The organism is Pseudomonas sp. CH235 (assembly GCF_004368175.1).
GTDB classification, from domain to species: Bacteria; Pseudomonadota; Gammaproteobacteria; order Pseudomonadales; family Pseudomonadaceae; genus Aquipseudomonas; species Aquipseudomonas paraglycinae.
Genome location: NZ_RRZJ01000015.1, coordinates 89,553 through 109,605, shown reverse-complemented (window position 1 = coordinate 109,605; position 20,053 = coordinate 89,553). Strand labels below are relative to the sequence as shown.

Genomic DNA, 20,053 nt, shown 5'->3' with positions numbered 1-20,053 from the left:
TCGGGTTCTCCTTTCTGTCATCTGCAACGGCCCTACAAGGGCTGTGGCCGATTCCCCCGAAAAGCTTGCCGTAGACACTCCGCATAACCCTGAAAACACCCGAGAAAATCCCTCGAAAATCAGCCTGCACCTCCCGAGGTTTTTTCCTTTATCTGTCACCGGAAACTGCGAATTTCTCAGTGCGACTTAACCACGGACCCCGCTTGCGAAGGTCGGCGGTGAGTCTTCCCAGTGTCATGCAAGACCCCTGAAAACCTGTGTTCACAACCAACGTTGAAAAGGAGATTCTTCATGTTCAAGCGCACTCTGATCGCAGCTTCCCTGACCGTCGCTGCCCTGGCTTCCGCCCAGGCCATGGCTGCCAACGTAACCGGTGGTGGCGCGACTCTGCCTGCCGCTCTGTACAAAGGTTCTGCCAACAGCATCTTGCCAGCCAACTTCAGCTACCTGGGTACCGGTAGCGGCACCGGCAAGACCGCTTTCCTGACCAACAACTCGGCACTGTTCAACACCACCGGTTCGGTTCACTTCGCCGGTAGCGACTCGATCCTCAGCGCTTCGGAAATCAGCACCTACAACACCAACTTCGGCGCTTCGTACGGCCCGCTGATTCAACTGCCTTCGGTGGCTACTTCGGTTGCCATTCCGTACAAAAAATCCGGTCAGACCGCTCTGAACCTGACCAGCGCTCAGCTGTGCGACGCCTTCTCCGGCGCCAAAACCACTTGGGGTGATCTGCTGGGCACTTCCGACACCACGCCGATCCGCGTTGTTTATCGCAACGTTTCCAGCGGCACCACGGAAATCCTGACCCGTCACCTGAACTCGATCTGCCCGACCAAGTTCGCCACCAACTCCACCTTCGCCAGCGCTCGTCTGCCAGCCGGTTCGACCCTGCCTTCGACCTGGGTAGGCGTTGCCGGTACTGCTGACGTGGCCACTCAAGTCAACGCCGTTGACGGCTCTATCGGTTACGTTGGTCCGGACGGTGTGAACGCCGCCAGCAACGCCGTGGTTGCTCGCGTCAACGGCGTACAGCCAACCACCGCCAACGTTTCGCTGGCTCTGGGTTCGGCGACTCTGCCAACCGCGCCTTCGAACCCTGCCCAGTGGGTACCGGTCGTTCCTAACCCAGCCAGCGGTTACCCGATCGTGGCTTACACCAACTTCATCTTCGGCCAGTGCTACAAGGACGCCACCGTGGCCGCTGATGTCAAAGCTTTCCTGACCACCCACTACAGCAACCCGGGCAACAACGCTGCCACCATCGCTCACAGCTTCACTCCGGTTCCAACCAACTGGAAAGCGGCTGTGACTGCCAACTTCGTCACCAACACCTCGGGCAACAACCTGGACATCAACAACGCCAGCGTCTGCAACGCTGTCGGCCGTCCTTTGTAAGCCTCGCTTCACGGCAATGAAATGGCAGCAGCCTTCGGGCTGCTGCCATTTTTTTTGGCCGATCTACACCTCGTTCATGAAGTTTGTGTGACATCCGTTCGGTCGCGGCCCCCGCCAACCGCCTATGTCGTAACAGCAGGGGCAAGCCGACCTGCGGCCTCATGTGGCAAACAAAAAGGATCTCGTAGTGATGCTCGCTCGCCCATCCCGTCGCAGTACCCGTGTTCAGCCTCAGCAGCGCATGGCCGCCGATCCGGCGCTGTGGTTGCTCAAGCCCCTGGCGCAGGCGATTGCCTTGTGTCTGGTGGCAGGCAGTGCCGAGGCGGCGACTGCGTTCAGTTCGGGATGGTTCGCCGCCAAGGGCGCGGCGCAACAGGCCGCCGCAGCGCGCCCGAGCGTGGGCGGATTGCCGGGGATGACGCCACCGCTGGCGCAGCAGCAAAAGGCCAACCAGCAGTTGCAGCGCTCGATTCAGACCTTGAACAACACGGTGGCCGCGATTGCGGCGCAACAGGCGGCGCAGGCGGCCGGTCGTGCGGCGGCGCTGGGCACGGTGCAGTTTGTGCCTGATGGTCTGGGCGAGGGCGGTCTGAAGGTCGATAACAGCCTCACGCAAGGTTGGCAGAACGCCAAGGGCCCGCAGCAGACTCAGGTTGATGGCAAGACCACGGTGAAGATCGAGCAGACCGCCGACAAGGCGATCCTCAATTGGGAGACCTTCAACGTCGGGCGCAACACCACCGTCGATTTCGTCCAGCAGTCGAACTGGGCGGTGCTCAACCGCGTCAACGATCCGAATGCGCGGGCCAGCCAGATTCAGGGCCAGATCAAGGGTGACGGCACGGTGATGCTGATCAACCGCAACGGCATCGTGTTCAGCGGCACCAGTCAGGTCAACGTGCGCAACCTGGTGGCGGCGGCGGCCAACATCACTGACATTCAGTTCCGCGACCGCGGCCTGTATTTCGACAGCACCGGCAGCCAACCGACGTTCACCGAGGCGGCCGGCAAAGTGCTGGTGGAGCGCGGCGCGTCCATCGAGACCGCGCGGCCGGCCAAATCGACCGATGCCGGCGGCTATGCCTTGCTGCTCGGCAGCGAAGTGCACAACGACGGCAGCATCAACACCGCCAAGGGCCAGACCGTGCTCGGCGCGGGCGATCGCTTTTACATCCGCAAAGGCTCGGGCACTGAGGGCAATGGCTTCTCGACGACGTTCGGCAACGAAGTCACGCCGGGCTTCAAGACCGGCAGCGCTGCCGGCAAGGTCAGCAACAACGGCCTGATTCAGGCCGCGACCGGCGACATCACCCTGACCGGCCATGAGGTCGTGCAAAATGGTGTGTTGCTGGCCAGCACCTCGGTCGCCACTCGCGGCACGATTCATTTGCTCAATCCGGCCACCGACACCCAGGGCAGCGTGACGCTGGGGCAGGGCAGCGCGACGGCGATCCTGCTCGACAGCAGCGATCTGACCGCCCTCGACAGTCAGCATCAGGCGGCGCTGACCGGCGTTACACCGAACAACCGGATTCGCAGCGATCAGTCGCGCATTGATATCCAGAGCGGCGGCAGCGTCGAGTTCCAGAACGGTTCGATCACCCTGGCCACGGGCGGCCAGGTTGCAGTGGCGGCGCAGCGTCGCAGTCTGGTGCGTGACGGCGCATTGATCGATGTCTCCGGTGCCATCGGCGTGAAAGTCGCGATGGAATCCAACAGCATCAAGATCAACGTCCAGGGCAACGAGCAGCGCGATGCTTCGGTCAATCGCGACAAGGGTGCGCTCAACAGCAATGACATTTGGGTCGATGTGCGCGAACTGGTTTACGTCCCGGCCGGCACTAACGGCTACGCCACGGATCGCTGGTACACCGCTGGTGGTCTGCTGGAGGTCGGCGGTTACCTCGGCACCCAGGGCCACAGCATCGGCGAGTGGATGGCTCAGGGCGGCATGGTCAGTTTTGCCGGCAATGACGTGGTGACCGAGAAGGGCTCGCTGATCAACCTGTCCGGCGGCACGCTGGATGTACAAAGCGGCGAGATTCGCCAGAGCTGGCTGCGCGGGGCCGACGGGCGCCTGTATGAGGTCTCAAAGGCACCGGGCGATCTGCTCTACACCGGGCTGTACAAAGGCTTTGAAGACAGCAGTGAACGCTGGGGTCAGACGAGTTATTACTACAACCCGTTGATTGCGCCGTCCAGTCGTCGGGAGTCGGGCTACACCGTGGGACGCGATGCCGGGCAACTGGTGATCGGCACCCGCAACGCTGTGCTCAAAGGGCAAATGCTTGGCGAGGTTTATCAGGGCGAGCGCCAGATCCAGGCACCGCGTGCCGTACTCGATGGCTATGCGCAGAGTCAGACGGCGCTGGCGCGGCGCGGGCAGTTGATTGTCGGCAGTTATGACCCGGCGTACGTGGCGGCTTCCGGTGGTTTGCTCTACGGCCTCAACCCATTGTTCGATCAGGTGCAGGTCGGCGGCGAACGGCCGCTGGCCGGCGATGATCGGGAGCTGACCGGCGCCGTATCCGATGCGCGCAGCGGCAAGCTGTTTCTTGATGCCGGGCAACTCAGCGACTGGCAATTGGGCGCACTGAAAGTGGCGGCCAAGGAACGGATCGACGTGCAAGGTGCCGTCACCGTCGACAATGGCGGCGACATCACCCTTTACGGGCCGGACGTGCAGGTCAACGCAAACCTGACCGCGCGTGGCGGCAGCCTGCGTCTGGGCAATGTGCTCAATCAGCTCAACACCGATCGCCTCACCGACACCCGACTCGTCGCGCCGACCGGCAAGGCCACCCGCGTGAGCGTGGCTGAAGGGGCACAACTGGACACTCGCGGTCTGTGGAGCAACCTGCGCACCAACCCTGACGATACCGCCAGCCTGGCGTATCTGGATGGTGGCGTGGTGTCGATTCGCAGCAGCGGTGACATCGAGATCGGTGCCGGCAGCCTGCTGGACGTGTCTTCCGGCGGGGCGATTCTGGCCAATGGCAAGACCCTCGGAGGCAAGGGCGGTGACGTGACGCTGGAGGCCGGCGCCTTGACCGCGTCGGGTGACAGTCATCTGACTCTGGACGGCCAGCTGCGGGGTTACGGTGTGTCTGGCGGCGGCCGTTTGTTTCTGCAGACCGGCGATGTGCTGATCGGCCAGACCGATAAGCGTCAGGCCGACTCTGTGTTGCAGCTGACGCCGACGCTGTTTGAAAAAGGCTTCTCGACCTACAACCTGATTGGCCTGAACCGGATGGAAGTGACGGATAACACCGTCATTGATGTGTCGATGCCGGTCTATCGCTTCAGCGAGGCGGCCGCCAATCAGGTCAGCGGTGCCGCGCCGCAGCGGGCACTGGAGCTGTGGACGCCGCCGCTCTATCAGGAAAATCCGACCAAGGCCCAACTGACGCAGCGTGCCGGTGCCAGCCTGACGCTGCAGGCCGGTAGCAGCGAAGTCAGGTTGCTCGATCCTGCGCACACGACCCTGAGCCTCGGCCAGGGCTCGCGCATCAGCGTCGACCCCGGGCAGAGCATCAACTTGCGCGGCGCGGGACAGATCACCCTCAATGGCGAACTGAATGCCTGGGGTGGCACCCTCGACATTCGCCAGCAACAGTTCGGTTTGAACGACGTCGCCGACAACTCACAACTGGCTGACAACGCAGCGCACAACCGCTCGATCTGGATCGGCGAACACGCGGTGCTGGATGTGGCTGGCCGCGCGGCCACGGCGGTGGATGCGCTGGGTCGTACTTACGGGCTGGTGGGCAAGGGCGGCACGATCATCGTCGGCGGTGAAATCGATGCGAAAAAAACCACGGCGACATCGGCCGATGCCTATGTGATCGTGCGTGAGGGTGCACGACTCGACGCGTCCGGTGCTCAAGCCACGCTGGATATCGCCGGGCAGGGCCCAACGCCGATAGCCACCGATGGTGGACGAATAAGCCTGAGCTCCTATAACGGACTGTTCATCGATGGCAGCCTGCGTGCAGTCGCCGGTGGTGCGCGCGCAGCCGGCGGGCGTCTGGACATTGCACTGGAAACGCCGCTCTACGACCTCAACCTCGCCGCCAATAAAGTGCGTGCCGCCAGGGAAATCATCCTTGGACAGGACACAGGCAAGTCCCAGCTGCCGCAGGATCTGCAACCCGGTGCCGCTGCTTCAGCCTTGCAATACGGTCGTGCCCGCCTGGGCGCCAATCAGTTGATGGCCGGCGGTTTCGACAACCTGAGCCTGCTGAGCAATGGTTTGCTGTCGTTCGACGGCGATGTCGATCTGCACAGCCGCCAGAGCCTGAGTCTGTATGCCGGCGCGTTGGCGTTGGCCGACGGCGCCAGAGAGACTGCGCGGATCAATCTGTCAGCGCCGTATCTGCGGTTGTCGGGGACCGGCAAATACTTCGACGCGCCGGGTTATCTGCGCCCGCGAGTCATGAACACTCCGACGACCCATGTGGCACCCGCCACGTTCAACGCCACGGCGGACCTGCTGGATCTGGGCAACAGCCTGTCGTTCGGCACGGCGGGGAAGATTGCGTTACTCAACGGTGCGGCAATCGAGGTCAGTCGGCGCGGCTTTGATCAGGTGACCTTGCACAGCCGGGGGGATCTGCGCTTTCTGGCTCCGACCGGGTACACCACTAAAACGGAGTTGTGGACGCCTGGGGACCTGAACCTGCAGGCCGCGCAAATCTATCCGGCCAGTGATGTCACTGCCGAGGTGCGGGTCGGTTATCAGAGCGTGCACCCGGGCGCCGACCCGGCGCGCACCTTGCGCATCACCCGCGCCGGGAGCGCCCCGGCCGCCGTGCCTTACTCGGTGTTTGGCGACTTGACGCTGGCTGCCGGGCACATTGAGCAGGGCGGCGTTATTCGTGCGCCGCTGGGCATGATCCGCCTGGGCGACGAGACCGTGGTCAACACCCATGACCTGCATTTGTTGCCGGGCAGTGTGACGTCGGTCAGCGCGGACGGACTGGTCATGCCCTATGGCGGCACCACCGACGGCATCGACTATCGATACGCTGGCAAATCGGTTGTGCTCAAGGGGATTACCGCAGAAACCGCCGGTGTAACGCTGACCTCGCGGTACGTCGATGTGCAGCAGGGAGCATTGATCGATTTGTCTGGCGGCGGCGACCTGCGAGGGGCCGGGTTTGTGTCCGGGCGGGGCGGCTCTACCGATGCACGCTTCAATCCGCTGGTGCGCAATGCCACCGACGGTTCGTTCAGCTTGCCAGGCCTGGCCAGCAATCCGGTGTACGCCATCGTGCCCGGCAATCAGAGCACCTACGCGCCGATGCTCGCCGAAGCGGGAGCGGTTGATCCGCGCATCGGCCAGCAAATCACCCTCGGCGCCGGCGTGCCGGGGCTGGCGGCAGGCACCTATACGCTGCTGCCCTCGACGTTCGCCTTGTTACCGGGGGCGTTCCGGGTCGAGGTCAACGGCCAGGCCGCAGCGGGTGTCACGCCTGGCGCGTTGCCTTTGCGCAATGGTTCATGGACCAGCTCGGGGTTGATGTCGATCGCCAACACCGGGCTGCGTGACAACCTGGCCAGCCAGGTCATCCTGACCTCGGCCGATGTCGTGCGCCGTTATTCGCAGTACAACGAAACCGGTTTTACTCAATTCGTCCGCAGTGACGCTGCACGGCGTGGCGTGCCACGGGCGTTGGCGCCGATGGATGGCAAGTCGCTGAATCTGTACTTGATGTCGGGCGCCGAGCAGGGTATTGCGCTGGATTTCGCCGGACAGGTGTTGTTCAAACCGGCCACTGGCGGCGTGGTTGGGACGGCGGTGGTGAGGGGCGCGCGGGATGTGGAACTGCTCGGCGACGGGCATCGGCGTACCGAGGGTTTCAGCGGCGTGTCGCTGTATGCCGACAGCCTCAACAGATTGGGTGCAGGCCGTCTGACCATCGGCGCGCAACCGGCGATCGATTACAACACGGCGGGCAATATCGTTTCGTTCATCGGTGATACATCGAATATCACCCTGCGTGAGGGCGCCATGCTGTCTGCGCCTGAAGTGCTGCTGCGTACCACCAGTACCCGTGGCAGCATCACGCTCGAAGCCGGCTCGGGGATCAACACTCTGGGGCGCGGCGACGCACCGTACGATTCATCCGCAGGCTTTATCTATGCTCCGGGCACGGCAGGTCTGCTGGTGGTCTCGAACGGTTGGACCAACGTGCTCGCGCCGTCGTTGTCGACCCCTACCTCCGGCGCGGGGGATATTCGCATCGGCAACTGCCCGACGAACGCCTGCACCAACCCGACGCTGCTTTACTCCAATGGCAGCATCACGGCCGCCACAGACAAACAGTTCGAGCTCGACGAAACGGTACGCTTCGGTACTCGCCATCTGACGCTGGCAGTGGGGACGATCAATGCCGGCAGTGCCGAGGCCTTGAGTGCCGCCGGCAGTCGTGTGCCGACCGGCCTGACCCTGAACCAGAACGTGCTCGACCGGCTGTTGCGCGGTGATACGCAGTTTGGCGCTCCGGCCCTGGAGACCTTGAGCCTGACCAGTCGCGATGCCTTCAATTTCTATGGCAGTGTCAGCCTCGACACGCTGGATCGGCAGACCGGCGTCAGCAAACTGCAGAATCTGATACTCAGCACACCGGCCATTTATGGCTTGGGCCAAGCCGCAGACGTTGCGAGCATCCGCACTGCGAATCTGGTCTGGAACGGCGCCACGCAAGCGCCCGCTGCTGTCATCTCTGGCGGCGCCGGCACCGGTCAGGGCACACTCGACATTCAGGCCCAGCGCATCGAATTCGGCTACGGCCCCAACCCGCAGGCCAGTGGACTGGAGCAGAACGATCGCCTGGTGCTGGGCTTTGCCAACGTCAATCTGACCGCCAGCGACCGCATCACCGCCAACCACAAAGGCAGCCTTGCGGTGTATCAGGCGCAAGGCGCATTCGACCCGGTCGGGGGTTATGCCTACAGCGGCGGCAACCTCAACCTGCGCACCCCGTTGCTGACGGGGGAGGCGGCCTCGGTGAACCTGCTCAAGGCCGGTAACAACCTGACTCTCACGGGCGCCGGTACCCTAGCGGCGGCCAATGTCCTGGGCGCGGAACTGACGCTCGATGCGCGTAATGTCACGCTCGACAGTCGCATTGCTCTGGCCAGCGGCAAACTGGTGATCAGATCGGCAGAAGACCTGACCCTGAACAGTGGCGCTTACCTGGATATGGCCGGGCGTACCCTGGCATTCAACGATGTGAACAAGTACAGCTGGGGCGGTGATGTGGCGCTGTACAGCAGCCACGGCAATATCCGTCAGCTCGCGGGCTCAAGCATCGACCTGTCGGCGCAGAACAATCAGGCCGGCAATCTCAGCGCCATCGCCTTGGCCAGCGATGCCGGGATGGTCGATTTGCAGGGCCAGATCCTCGGCGCCAGCAGCGGCAGTTATGACGCGGGTGGCACATGGGTGCCGTACAAGGCCGGTGGCGTGGACATCCGCGCGCAACACTTGAATGGCGATCCGAGCCAGCAATTTGCGGCCCTTAACCAACGCTTGAACGCAGGGCAGGTTTTTGGCAGCCGCAGCCTGCAACTCAAGCAGGGCGATCTGTTGATCGGCGACGGGCTCAAGGCCGGTGAGGTCAATGTCTCGGTGGACAACGGTAGCCTGACCGTCGCGGGGCTTGTCGACGCGAGTGGTTCAAGGGTTGGTTCGATTCGTCTGTCGGCGAAGAACGGCCTGACGGTGACTGGCAGCGCCGTGCTCGACGCCCATGGCCGTGTGCTGCGGGTCGACAGCTACGGAAAAATCATCGATGCACCGAACCGGGCGATGGTCGAGCTCAACTCCGGCGCCGGAACGCTGACGCTGGGCTCCGGCGCACGGATCGATCTGCGCCACGGCACCGACGCTGCACCGGGGCCATTGCCCGGGCAGTCCGATGGATTGCCGCGCGGTACGCTGGAGTTGAACGCACCACGTCTGGCCGGCGGCGACATCGCCATCGATGCCAGCGGCGCACTGAACATTCAGGGCGCCCGTTCGATCGGGCTCAATGCCACGCGCCGTTACAGCGATGCCAGCGACGGTGCAGACCCGGCGGCCAGCGGACGTCCGTATCAGGTGATCGATCAGGCCTACCTTGACCGCATCCATGGCGACAACACGGCGTTCATCGATGCCGCGTTGCTCAACAGCAACCTGCTGCAGAACAAACTGGCCGGCCTGAACAATGCGTCCTATGCCGATGCCTTCCATCTGCGACCGGGTGTCGAGATCGTCAGCAAAACCGCCGACGGCGATCTGGTGGTGCAGGGCGATGTGGATCTGTCCGGTTACCGCTATGCCAGTCTCAATCCGCATACGCAGAAAACCGCAGCCTATGGCTCTGGCGAGTCTGGCAGCCTGGTGATTCGCGCCGGCGGCAATCTCGATATCCACGGCAGCCTCAACGACGGTTTTGCACCGCCACCCGAGACGGTCGACGATGCGGGCTGGAAACTGTTGCCGGGGATTCAGCCGTTCGGCGGTGATCTGGTGGTGCCGGGTGCAGGCGTCACACTGGCGGAGGGCACGCTGTTCCCGGCGGGCGTCACGCTGAACTACGACGTGCCGCTGCAAGCGACGACCCTGGCCGCTGGCACGTTGTTGCCAACCGAAGCGACCTTGGCCGCGCCGTACACGCTGGGCGCCGGTACGGTACTGGCAGGCGCGGTTCACGATGCCTCGGGCCAGTTGATTTTTGCCGCTGGAACGCTGCTGACCGACAACGTCACATTGCCGGCCGGCAGCCGCCTTGGCGCGGGTATTCGCTTGAATGACGTCACGTCTGTCAAAGCGATTCGCTGGCCTAAAGGCGTGCCGTTGCCGGGGAGCGTCGAAGCCGGTACCAACGCGATCAAAGGCGTGCGCTTGAGTGGATCGCTGGCATTGCTGCGCGGTTCTTTGATTCCGTCGATGACCGACGTGGTGCTGACCGATGGGACGGCCTTTATCGAGTTGCGGCCATTGAACGGCAACCAGCAGGGGCGCAACTGGGCCGTTGCCAGCCTGTTACCGGCCGGCAGCGCGTCCTGGTCGATGCGGGTGGTGGCGGGGGCCGATTTGGGTGCCGCTGATACGCGTGCGATCAAGCCGGTTTCCAGCGACGGCAATCTGCGTCTGGCCGACACTCATTACGGGCTCAAAGTCACTGAAAAGGCACCAACCCTGGTCTGGGGTGAAGGCAACCTGGGTGGCTTCACCCCGGGCGAACCAGTGCCTGACGAGCTCAAGGAATGGTGCGACTGGGCACCGAACTCCTGCGTTTCTGCACCGCGATGGACGTGGGCACCGGACAACTGGATGGGCATGCCCCCGGGGTCACCGATAAGCGATGACGACGTGCTTGCCTGGTGTGGGTCTTTCCCTGAGCTGTGCGTGGAAAACAAACCGGGCATCACCGTCAGGACCCGCACACAGATGTTCAGCGTACTGCGTACCGGTACCGGGGATCTGGACGTGCTCGCCGCCGGTGATCTGAGCATGGACTCACCGTTCGGCGTCTATACCGCCGGCACCCAATCCGAAGAGATCGATCCGCGCTTCAACCAGCCGCGCGGACGTCTGTCGGACAACGGTTCGGTGCTGGGCAGTGCCGGCAGCGATTACGAGCGGTGGGTCACAGGCAACGACAGTCTGTATCAGGCCTGGTACCCGCAAATGGGCGGCAACCTGACCATCAACGCCGGTGGTTCGATTTCGGGGGATGTGCTGGGTCGGCGTGGCCCTTCGGCAACCCTGGAAACACCTGAGCAAGTGCCCAGTGTGGCGGTGGGCAACTGGCTCTGGCGTCAGGGGACCGGCAACAGCGATGTGCCGACGGCGTGGTGGATCAACTTCGGCAGTTATGCGACTCAGCCGTTGCCGGATCAAGGCGTGGATACCGGGCCGTTCCTGGTTGGCTTCACCGGTTTCGGCACGTTGGGTGGCGGCAACATCAGCCTGCGCGCAGGTGCCGATGGGGGCATGGTCAAGGCGTTGGGCGAAAACGCCAACACCAATCTTTACCCCCGTGGCCAAGGCTTGATCGTGGCGGTCGGGAGTACCGGGCGCGTCGGCGACGATGGACGGCTGCAATTGACCGGTGGCGGTGACATGGACATCCGCATCGGCGGTTCGCTCAATCCGTCGTTGCAGGCCCGGGCCGGCAACATTGGCGTGGGAGTCCCCCGACACGACCTGCAAGGCGCTCTGATCAACCTGCGCGGCGCGGCCCGACTGACTGGCGGGGCGCTGGGTGGAATCAATCTGCAGTACGGCGCAGCCTCCTATGTGCAGGACCCACGCGAAGTCCGACCGTTTGACCCGTTCACATCCACCGCTGGCAGTGCCTCCGGCGGCCTGGTCTTGATCCCTGGCGACTCTGGCATGAGCCTCAATACCCGCGGCGACCTGGTGCTGGGTGGTGCGGCGGACCCGGGCCGGGTTCGGTTGCAGAACTCGACGCCGTTCACCACCGCTGACGGTGTCGTGCATGACGGGGGCGGATTGAGTGGTTTCTCGCTATGGACCGATCACACGGCTATCGATCTGTTTTCGGCTGGAGGCAACCTGACGCCAAGCACACAGCTGGGCGAGGTTGACGGGCAGGGCCCCATGATCGGGCGAAACACATCTCCCACCGATGGGCGCTTCGTATATCCGTCGATCCTGCGTGCGGTGGCGGCCCAGGGCTCGATTTATGCCGGGCCGTCGGCGACCTACATGCAAGGCAGCGGATTTTTGCCGGCCACAGCGTACTCCTTGTTGCTGGCGCCCTCGAAGGCCGGGCAACTGGAGCTCCTGGCGCAGGATTCGATCTATGCCGGTGGCTACGCAATCAATCAGTCGGGCGCCAGTCCGTCGGCCATCGCTACGCCATTCACGCCGGCCTTCAATGGCTACGGTAACAACACATCGAAAACGCCGATCATGACCAACCGTGGCAGTGATGGGGTTTCACCCGATAAAAACTTGCGATATCCGCTGTTCGCTTTTGGTGCCAACAGTTACTCGGGTTTGAGTGAGGTGCAGGCGCCCGCACGGTTCTATGCTTTGACCGGTGATCTGGTGGGGGTGCGCAGTGGTGAAACACTGACGTTCAGCCTCTCCAAACGTACCTGGTACGAGGCGGCCAGCCCTGTCTGGATGCTGGCAGGGCGCGACGTCGTGGCTTCCGGTACCTTTCTCGGGCAACCGACCACGGCGCCCAACGGCGAGATGGGGTTACCGAATACAGAGGGTGTCGCCTCGACCGGCAATCTGTTCGTGCACAACAATTCACGGGATATTTCCCGGGTCTCGGCAGGGCGCGACATCCTCTACAGCAGCTTCGACATCGCCGGCCCGGGTGTGCTGGACATCAAGGCAGGGCGCAACATCCTGATGGAGGACCGTGCCAGCATTACCAGCATCGGACCGATTCTGGCGGGGGACAACCGCCCCGGCGCCAGCCTGGTGATGCAGGCCGGTACGGGCGCACAGGGGGCGGACTATTCTCGGTTCATCGCCCGTTACCTGAACCCGCAGAACCTCGCGGACCCGAACGCATCCCTCAACGGGCAACCGGGCAAAGTGGTCAAGACTTACCTCGATGAACTGCAGAGCTGGCTGACCCTCGGCTACGGCTTCAGCGGCAACGCCGAACAGGCGCAAGCCTTCTTCGCTGCACTGCCAAGCGCCGAGCAGGCGATCTTCGCCCGTCAGGTGTACTTCGCCGAACTGCGTGCCGGCGGCCTGGAATACAACGACGCCGATGGCCCACGCAAAGGCAGTTATCTGCGCGGTCGCAATGCCATTGCCTCGTTGTTCCCGACCACCGATGTGGCCGGCAACCCGATCCGTTATGACGGCGACATCACTCTATATGGCGGTGCCGGGGTCAAGACGCTGTTCGGTGGTGATATTCAGATGCTTACGCCGGGCGGTGGTCAGGTGTTCGGCATCGAGGGCGCGGCGCCGCCATCCACGGCGGGCATCATCACCCAGGGCTCGGGCAACATTCAGCTCTATTCCCAGGGCAGCATTCTGCTGGGGCAGAGCCGGATCATGACCACGTTTGGCGGCTCGATCCTTGGCTGGTCAGCCGAGGGCGACATCAACGCCGGTCGCGGTTCGAAAACCACCGTGGTCTACACCCCGCCGAAACGCGTGTACGACACCTGGGGCAACGTGACCCTGTCGCCATCGGTGCCAAGCACCGGTGCCGGTATCGCCACGCTCAACCCGATTGCCGAAGTGGCCCCGGGGGACATCGACCTGATCGCGCCGCTGGGCACCATCGATGCGGGCGAGGCGGGGATTCGCGTCTCGGGCAACGTCAACATCGCCGCGCTGACGGTGGTCAACGCTGCCAACATCTCGGTGCAGGGCAAAGCGACCGGCGTGCCGGTGGTGTCGGCGGTCAACACCGGGGCGATCACCTCCGCCAGTTCCGCCGCGTCGTCGGCGACCCAGGCGGCGGAAGACGTTGCCCGTCAGCAACAGGCCGCGTCGCGCCAGAACCAGGCTTCGGTGTTCACCGTGCAGGTACTGAGCTTCGGCAACGAACAACTGGCCCCGACCCGCGACGGCGCCAGCCGCGCACCGACGCCGGGCTACAACCCCAACAGCCCGGTGCAGGTGCTGGGCGCCGGAGCGCTGGATGAACAGGCGAAACTGCAGCTGACCGAAGAGGAGCGGGGACAGCTGACGTTGTAAAGAACTCTCGTGCAGTACGCTTCGGGCGGCCAATTGGCCGCCCTTTTTTTATGGTGATGAGGTTGGAGGGTATTTTTGTCGGGCGTGAAGTACCGTCAGTATTTTGATGTGGCCATTCACTCGATAGACCAGCAGATAGTTCGGATGAATCACCATTTCGCGAGTGCCAGGCACTCGGCCAGGTCGGAAACCATAAGGTATTGATGAAAGTCGCTGTGCTGCTGCACCCACCTTGTTTCTTAGCGAAATTGAAGCGTTGGTATTGTGTTGCTCGATGTATTTGAAGATGTCAGCCAGTTGACGCGAGGACTTGCTGCTCCATTCAAGCTGCAGCGCGGCGCTTCCTGCGTATCTCTTCCAGCATCTGGTCGAGCATTGCCATAACTTCATCATGGGGAATGCCAGGACTTGGATCATCCAGTGCATCCTGTATCTCTGCACGAAACCAGCGATCGTAGCTCTCTGCCTCTTCTTCGGATTCGAAGTCAGAGTAATACGGGGAAAGTAATAAGCTCATAGTGATCTCCGTGATCAATCTCGGCAGTTTAAGGGGGAATGGCCCATTGTCGTCACTGGCAGACGATGTACCCCATGAACCCTGAGGAACCATGGGATAACGAAGCCCAGTATCTGCAAGCGTCCCTTTGAAATCTGCCGGACGTTTCCCTCCGTTGTCCGGCAATCTCGACCGCCGCTGTAGGCCTATTCCTCCCCTCTGTTTTTCAGGTTTCCAGCCTACAAATCCGCGCGCACCTTCCTACAAATGCACTCAGAACGCATACGGAATACTCACCTTCGCCCACAACATTTCCCCCTCTGGCCGGTTCTCCACGTCGAATTCCTTGGCCCAGCGGATCTCGGCGCTGGCGTACTTGAGGAAGGTGAAGTGCAGCGCCGGGCCGATGGCGAAGACCTTGCCGCGTACGCCGTCGTTCACGTCTTCGCCGGCGAACTGCACGGTGTGGCCGAACTGTTTGTCGTCGGTGGTCTGCTTGAGGTAGTAGCCGTTGATGCCGAGCATCAGGTCGTCGGTGATCTTGTAGCTGGCCGAGTAATCGAAGTGGAAGATCTGCCCGGATTTGTAGTCGGTGTCCTTGTTCTTCTCGTTGAAGCTGTAGGTGGTTTTCATCGACACCTCGGTGCGCTCGGTTGGCAGCCAGGTGAAGGAAAACAGCGGCTTGTAGGTGTAGAAATTGTTGCTGGTGTTGGCCAGCCGATCGACGCTGTATTCGCCGGTGGGCACGGTGATTTCCACGGCGGCGCCGAGGGTCAGGTCCTTGCCCATGTCCCACAGGATGATCGGCGCGATGGTGGTATCGCCCATGCCTTCACGGGTGTCGCTCAGGCCGAACACCGAGACTTCCTGTTTGAGCCACGGCTGGGCGATGTAACCGGCCAGTCGTCCGCCGAAAATCCGCACCGGGCTCAGGTAATCGAGACGCGGGATGACGGCGGTGGATTCGATCTCGACATTCGGCACCTTGCCGCCGAGCGAACTGATGTTGAGCTTTCGTGACTTGTAGTGGTTGTAGTAGAGGTTGAAGGCGACCATGTTCTCCGGAAGGCTGTCGACTTCCAGCGGCAGCATGAAGAAGCCGTCGGTGCCAGGGCCGATGTTGTCGACGCCAGCTTCGGTGGCCAGCGCCGGCAGGGTCGCGGCGCAGCCGAGCAGGCTCAGCGCCAGTCGCACAGGGAATGTCGCGCGGTTCGGGGTCATGTCCGTCCTCATTATTATTGTGTTTGGGCGCAACGCCGGCACGCAGGGCGCCCGGCCACTATAGAAATAAGCCCTTGGCGCACGACAGGGCAGGGTATTGGCGGACACGTAAGGGGACTTCTGCGGACAGCCCGCCAACCCTGTGCTAACTTCCTTCGACATAACCGGTTACAAAAATAACAATTCAGCGTGATCCGGAATGTCAGCCTCCATGAACGTAAAAGTCCAAGACCCGACCTTCGAACTGGCGCTGGTGTCGCCATTTCTCCTGCAAACCCTGGCCGAAGTCGCCGCCAACAAGGGCATCGAGCCGCAGAGTCTGTGCCGTGGCCTGGGTTTTGATTTCGAGGATTTGCAGGATCCGGCGCAGAGGATTTCCTATCGCCAGGCCGTGGCCATGATCCAGCGTGCGCTTAAAGCGTTGCCCAATCAGGGGCTGGGCCTGTGGGTCGGTGCGCAGAATGTGCTCGGTACGCTGGGGCTGCTGGGGCACGTGCTGTCGCTGTGCAAGACCTTGCGCGATGCGTTCGAAATCGGGGTCCGGCATCAGCACACCTCCGGTGGGATCGTGGTTTCCAGCGTCGATGTGGTGGGCGATCAGGTGTACGTCGACGTCGAATGCCGCCTGCCGTTTGCCGAGGTGCAGGTGTTTGCGGTGGAAGAGTTTTTCGCCAGCCTGCTGGTCTATGGCCGGGCGCTGGTGGGCGAGACGTTCAAGCCGATTGCCGTGGAGTTCATGCACGCCGCGCCGGACTACGTCGATGAATACCGGCGGCTGCTGGGGCCGGAGGTGCGCTTCGGGTGCCTGCACAATCGCATGCTGATCGACGTGCAGTGGCTGGATGTGAACCTGCCCAACCACCATTCGCTGGCGCTGCGTCAGGCGGTCAAGTTGCTGGAGCTGGAGGCGGCGCAGGTTCATCAGAAACTCGATCTGATCCAGGCTGTGGAGCGGGCGATTGCGCGGGATCTGAGTCGGGGCAGTCACATTGAAAAGATTGCTGGTGACTTGAACATGAGCAGCCGTACTTTGCGTCGGCGGCTGACTGAGCATTCGTTGACGTTCGAGGCGTTGCTGGAGCAAGTGCGCCAGGCGCGAACCATGAGTTTGCTGGCCAATCCTGAGATGCCGATTGAGCGGATTACCGAGGAAGTCGGCTACAGCGACGTGCGTAGTTTTCGCCGGGCGTTCAAGCGCTGGACGGGGAAGAGTCCGAGTGCGTGGCGCATGGAAAGTTCTGTGATTTGACTTGAGACCGATCTCCCTCACCCCAGCCCTCTCCCGGAGGGAGAGGGAGCCGACCGAGTTGTCTTGCGCGATACATCGACCTGAAAATTCTTTGTCGATTATGGATTCACCATCGTTCGTTCAGGTCGGCGTACCTCCTCAATTTTCCCCAATCAGTTCCCTCTCCCTCCGGGAGAGGGCTAGGGTGAGGGGCTTTTGAAGCTATCCAACCCATTTCAACCCCCCACAAACCCTCCGGCTACAGTTAAACTCCGCGCTCTTTCCAAGGAGTCGACATGAGTTACTACCAGCCGGGCATTCTCGCCACCCCTGTTCCGCCGCAAGCACGTCACCTGTTTTTCGCCCTCGAGTCGGTTGAAGCGCTGCCGCAGGCGATCGACAACCTGCTGAACCTGGTGGACGGCAAGTCGGCGGTGGTCGGTTTCGGTGAATCCCTGGCCAAGGCCCTGAATGTGAACATCGACGGCCTGCGCAGCTTCCCGGCGCTGACCGGCGTTGGCGTGGAAAACCCGTCGACCCAGCACGCCCTGTGGGTCTGGCTGCACGGCATCGACCGTGGTGATCTGCTCAACCGCAGCACTGCACTTGAGGCCGCACTGGCCCCGGCGCTGCGTCTGGTGCAGATGCAGGAAGCCTTCCGCCACAAGGACGGTCATGACCTCACCGGTTATGAAGACGGCACCGAAAACCCGCATGACGAAGCCGCCATCGCCGCCGCACTGCAAAGTGAAGGCGCTGACGGACTGGTCGGCGGTAGCTTCGCCGCGATCCAGCAATGGCAGCACGACCTCAAGGGTTTCCATGCGCTGTCCGCCGAGGACAAGGACAACATCATGGGCCGTCGCCTGAGCGACAACGAAGAGATCGACGACGCCCCGGTGTCCGCCCACGTCAAACGCACCGCCCAGGAAAGCTTCGCCCCGGAAGCGTTCGTGGTGCGCCGTTCGATGCCGTGGATCGAAGGCGACCGCGCCGGCCTGATGTTCCTGGCGTTCGGCTTCTCCCTCGATGCCTTCGAAGCACAACTGCGCCGCATGAGCGGTCTGGAAGACGGCATCACCGACGGTCTGTACCGCATCAGCCGGCCGATTACCGGCGGCTACTACTGGTGCCCGCCGCTGCAAAACGGCCACCTCGATCTGCGCGCACTGCGCATCGGCTGAGGCACAAGAATGAACGTGGTGCGTTGGGGCATGATCGGTTGCGGCAGCGTCGCTGAACGCAAGAGCGGACCGGCCTTCTACAAGGCGCCCGGTTCGGCGTTGGTCGCAGTGATGGGGCGCCGCCTCGAAGCCGTGACCGATTACGCCGCGCGCCACGGCATTGATCGGACTTACACCGACGTCGATGCCTTGATCAACGACCCCGAGGTGGACGCGGTGTACATCGCCACGCCACCCGACAGTCACCACGCCTACAGCCTGAAGGTCGCCGCCGCCGGCAAGCATTGCTGCGTGGAAAAACCCATGGCCCTCAATGCCGGGCAAAGCCGCGAGATGCAGCAGGTATTTGCCGACGCCGGCCTGCACCTGTTCGTGTCCTATTACCGCCGTTCACTGCCGCGTTTCCAGCAGGTTCGGCAATGGCTGGAGCAGGGACGTATCGGTGAGGTGCGGCATCTGAGCTGGACGCTGACCAAGGCACCATCGACCAAGGATCTGGACGGCAGCGCAAACTGGCGCACTGATCCGGCGGTGGCGGGTGGCGGGTATTTCGCGGATCTGGCCAGCCATGGCTTTGACCTGTTCCAGTACCTGCTCGGCGACATCGTCGAAGTCGCCGGCTTCACCGCACGCCAGGCCGGGTTGTATGCGGCGGAAGATGCGGTCAGCGCCAGTTGGCGATTCGCCTCGGGCGCGTTGGGCATGGGCTGCTGGAGTTTCGTTGCGGACCGGCGCGAGGATCGGGTCGAGATCATCGGCAGCCAAGGGCGGATCGGGTTTTCGGTGTTCGACGAGCATCCGGTCGAGCTGCATGCCGATGAACACATCAGCCTGGAAATCCCCCATCACGAACACATCCAGTGGCACCACGTGCTGGGCATGAACGCGCAGATTCGGGGTGAGTCGCAGCACCCGGCAATCGCCGCCGAAGCCCTCAAGACCGATTGGGTCATGGATCAGATCCTCAAGCGCCACTGAAGGCGCATCTAAGGTTATGCCCAAACAATATTTCTCAAGCTTGTCATAACGTCTCTAAGATCACGTCATAACTCGTTATAACAAGTGATCCCGTGATGACCGATAACGTTCTCTCTCTTGGCAGCGTACCGCTGCACACCCAACTGCGCGACGTGCTGCGCGCCCGGATTCTCGACGGCGAATACCCGCAAGACAGCCAGATGCCGTCCGAAAGCGAGCTTGGCACGCTGTTCAAGGTCAGCCGCATCACCGTGCGCCAGGCCCTGGGTGATCTGCAAAAAGAAGGGCTGATCTTCAAGATCCACGGCAAAGGCACCTTCGTTGCCAAACCCAAGACCTTTCAAAACGTCAGCACCCTGCAAGGCCTAGCCGAGTCCATGACCGGCCGTGGCTACGAGGTGATCAACCGCCTGCGCAGCTTCAAATTCATCGCCGCCGACAAACTGGTCGCCGAGCGTTTGCAGGTCGCCGAAGGCGAAATCGTCGCGCAGATAAAGCGTGTACGGCTGATCAACCGCGAGCCGATTTCGCTGGAAATCACCTACCTGCCTAAAGCCGTCGGCGAGCGGCTGGAGAAGGCCGATCTGGTCACCCGCGACATCTTCCTGATCCTCGAAAACGACTGCGGTATCGCCCTCGGCCACGCCGATCTGGCCATCGACGCGGTGCTGGCCGACAGCGACCTGACCCAGGCGCTGAACGTCGAGGCCGGCTCGCCGATCATGCGCATCGAACGGCTGACCCATGACGCCAACGGCCAGCCGCTGGACTTCGAACACCTTTACTACCGTGGCGATGCGTTCCAGTACCGCCTGCGGATCGACCGGCAAAAAGGGGCCTGA

Annotated in this window: 9 protein-coding genes; 6 read left to right on the top strand and 3 right to left on the bottom strand. The window is 62.5% G+C overall.

Going from position 1 to position 20,053, the window contains the following annotated elements; genetic code table 11:
• The first annotated feature begins 291 nt into the window (after positions 1–291).
• Together EIY71_RS17170 and EIY71_RS17165 are read left to right on the top strand one after the other, a co-directional pair.
• Positions 292–1,401 (top strand): substrate-binding domain-containing protein, encoded by a 1,110-nt coding sequence (locus EIY71_RS17170; RefSeq protein WP_085745440.1) that lies wholly within the window; start codon positions 292–294, stop codon positions 1,399–1,401.
• 190 nt (positions 1,402–1,591) lie between these two features.
• Positions 1,592–14,104, top strand: coding sequence for a filamentous haemagglutinin family protein (locus EIY71_RS17165; protein WP_134022430.1), 12,513 nt, complete (start codon positions 1,592–1,594; stop codon positions 14,102–14,104).
• 48 nt (positions 14,105–14,152) lie between these two features.
• Here the strand turns inward: EIY71_RS17165 and EIY71_RS17160 are convergent, their stop codons facing one another.
• From EIY71_RS17160 to EIY71_RS17150, 3 genes are all read right to left on the bottom strand, one after another.
• Complete coding sequence (locus EIY71_RS17160; RefSeq protein WP_134022449.1) at positions 14,153–14,494, bottom strand: type II toxin-antitoxin system RelE/ParE family toxin; 342 nt, start codon at positions 14,492–14,494, stop codon at positions 14,153–14,155.
• A complete protein-coding gene (locus tag EIY71_RS17155) occupies positions 14,427–14,621 on the bottom strand; it encodes a stability determinant (RefSeq protein WP_085745848.1) in 195 nt (64 codons plus the stop codon). Before EIY71_RS17155 ends, EIY71_RS17160 begins: the two co-directional genes overlap by 68 nt.
• Positions 14,622–14,873: 252 nt before the next feature.
• A complete protein-coding gene (locus EIY71_RS17150; protein WP_134022428.1) occupies positions 14,874–15,821 on the bottom strand; it encodes a transporter in 948 nt (315 codons plus the stop codon).
• A 211-nt stretch (positions 15,822–16,032) separates the two neighbouring features.
• Here EIY71_RS17150 and EIY71_RS17145 point away from each other — a divergent pair, with 211 nt between their 5' ends.
• The 4 genes from EIY71_RS17145 (at position 16,033) to EIY71_RS17130 (ending at position 20,053) form a co-directional block, all read left to right on the top strand.
• Positions 16,033–17,070 carry an AraC family transcriptional regulator gene (locus EIY71_RS17145; protein ID WP_134022426.1) on the top strand — a complete coding sequence of 346 codons (1,038 nt, stop codon included), beginning with the start codon at positions 16,033–16,035 and terminating at the stop codon, positions 17,068–17,070.
• 275 nt (positions 17,071–17,345) lie between these two features.
• Positions 17,346–18,233 carry a Dyp-type peroxidase gene (locus tag EIY71_RS17140; protein WP_134022424.1) on the top strand — a complete coding sequence of 296 codons (888 nt, stop codon included), beginning with the start codon at positions 17,346–17,348 and terminating at the stop codon, positions 18,231–18,233.
• 9 nt (positions 18,234–18,242) lie between these two features.
• On the top strand, positions 18,243–19,211 hold the full coding sequence (locus tag EIY71_RS17135) for a Gfo/Idh/MocA family protein (RefSeq protein WP_134022422.1): 969 nt from the start codon (positions 18,243–18,245) through the stop codon (positions 19,209–19,211).
• A gap of 95 nt (positions 19,212–19,306) precedes the next feature.
• Positions 19,307–20,053 carry a GntR family transcriptional regulator gene (locus EIY71_RS17130; RefSeq protein WP_085603142.1) on the top strand — a complete coding sequence of 249 codons (747 nt, stop codon included), beginning with the start codon at positions 19,307–19,309 and terminating at the stop codon, positions 20,051–20,053.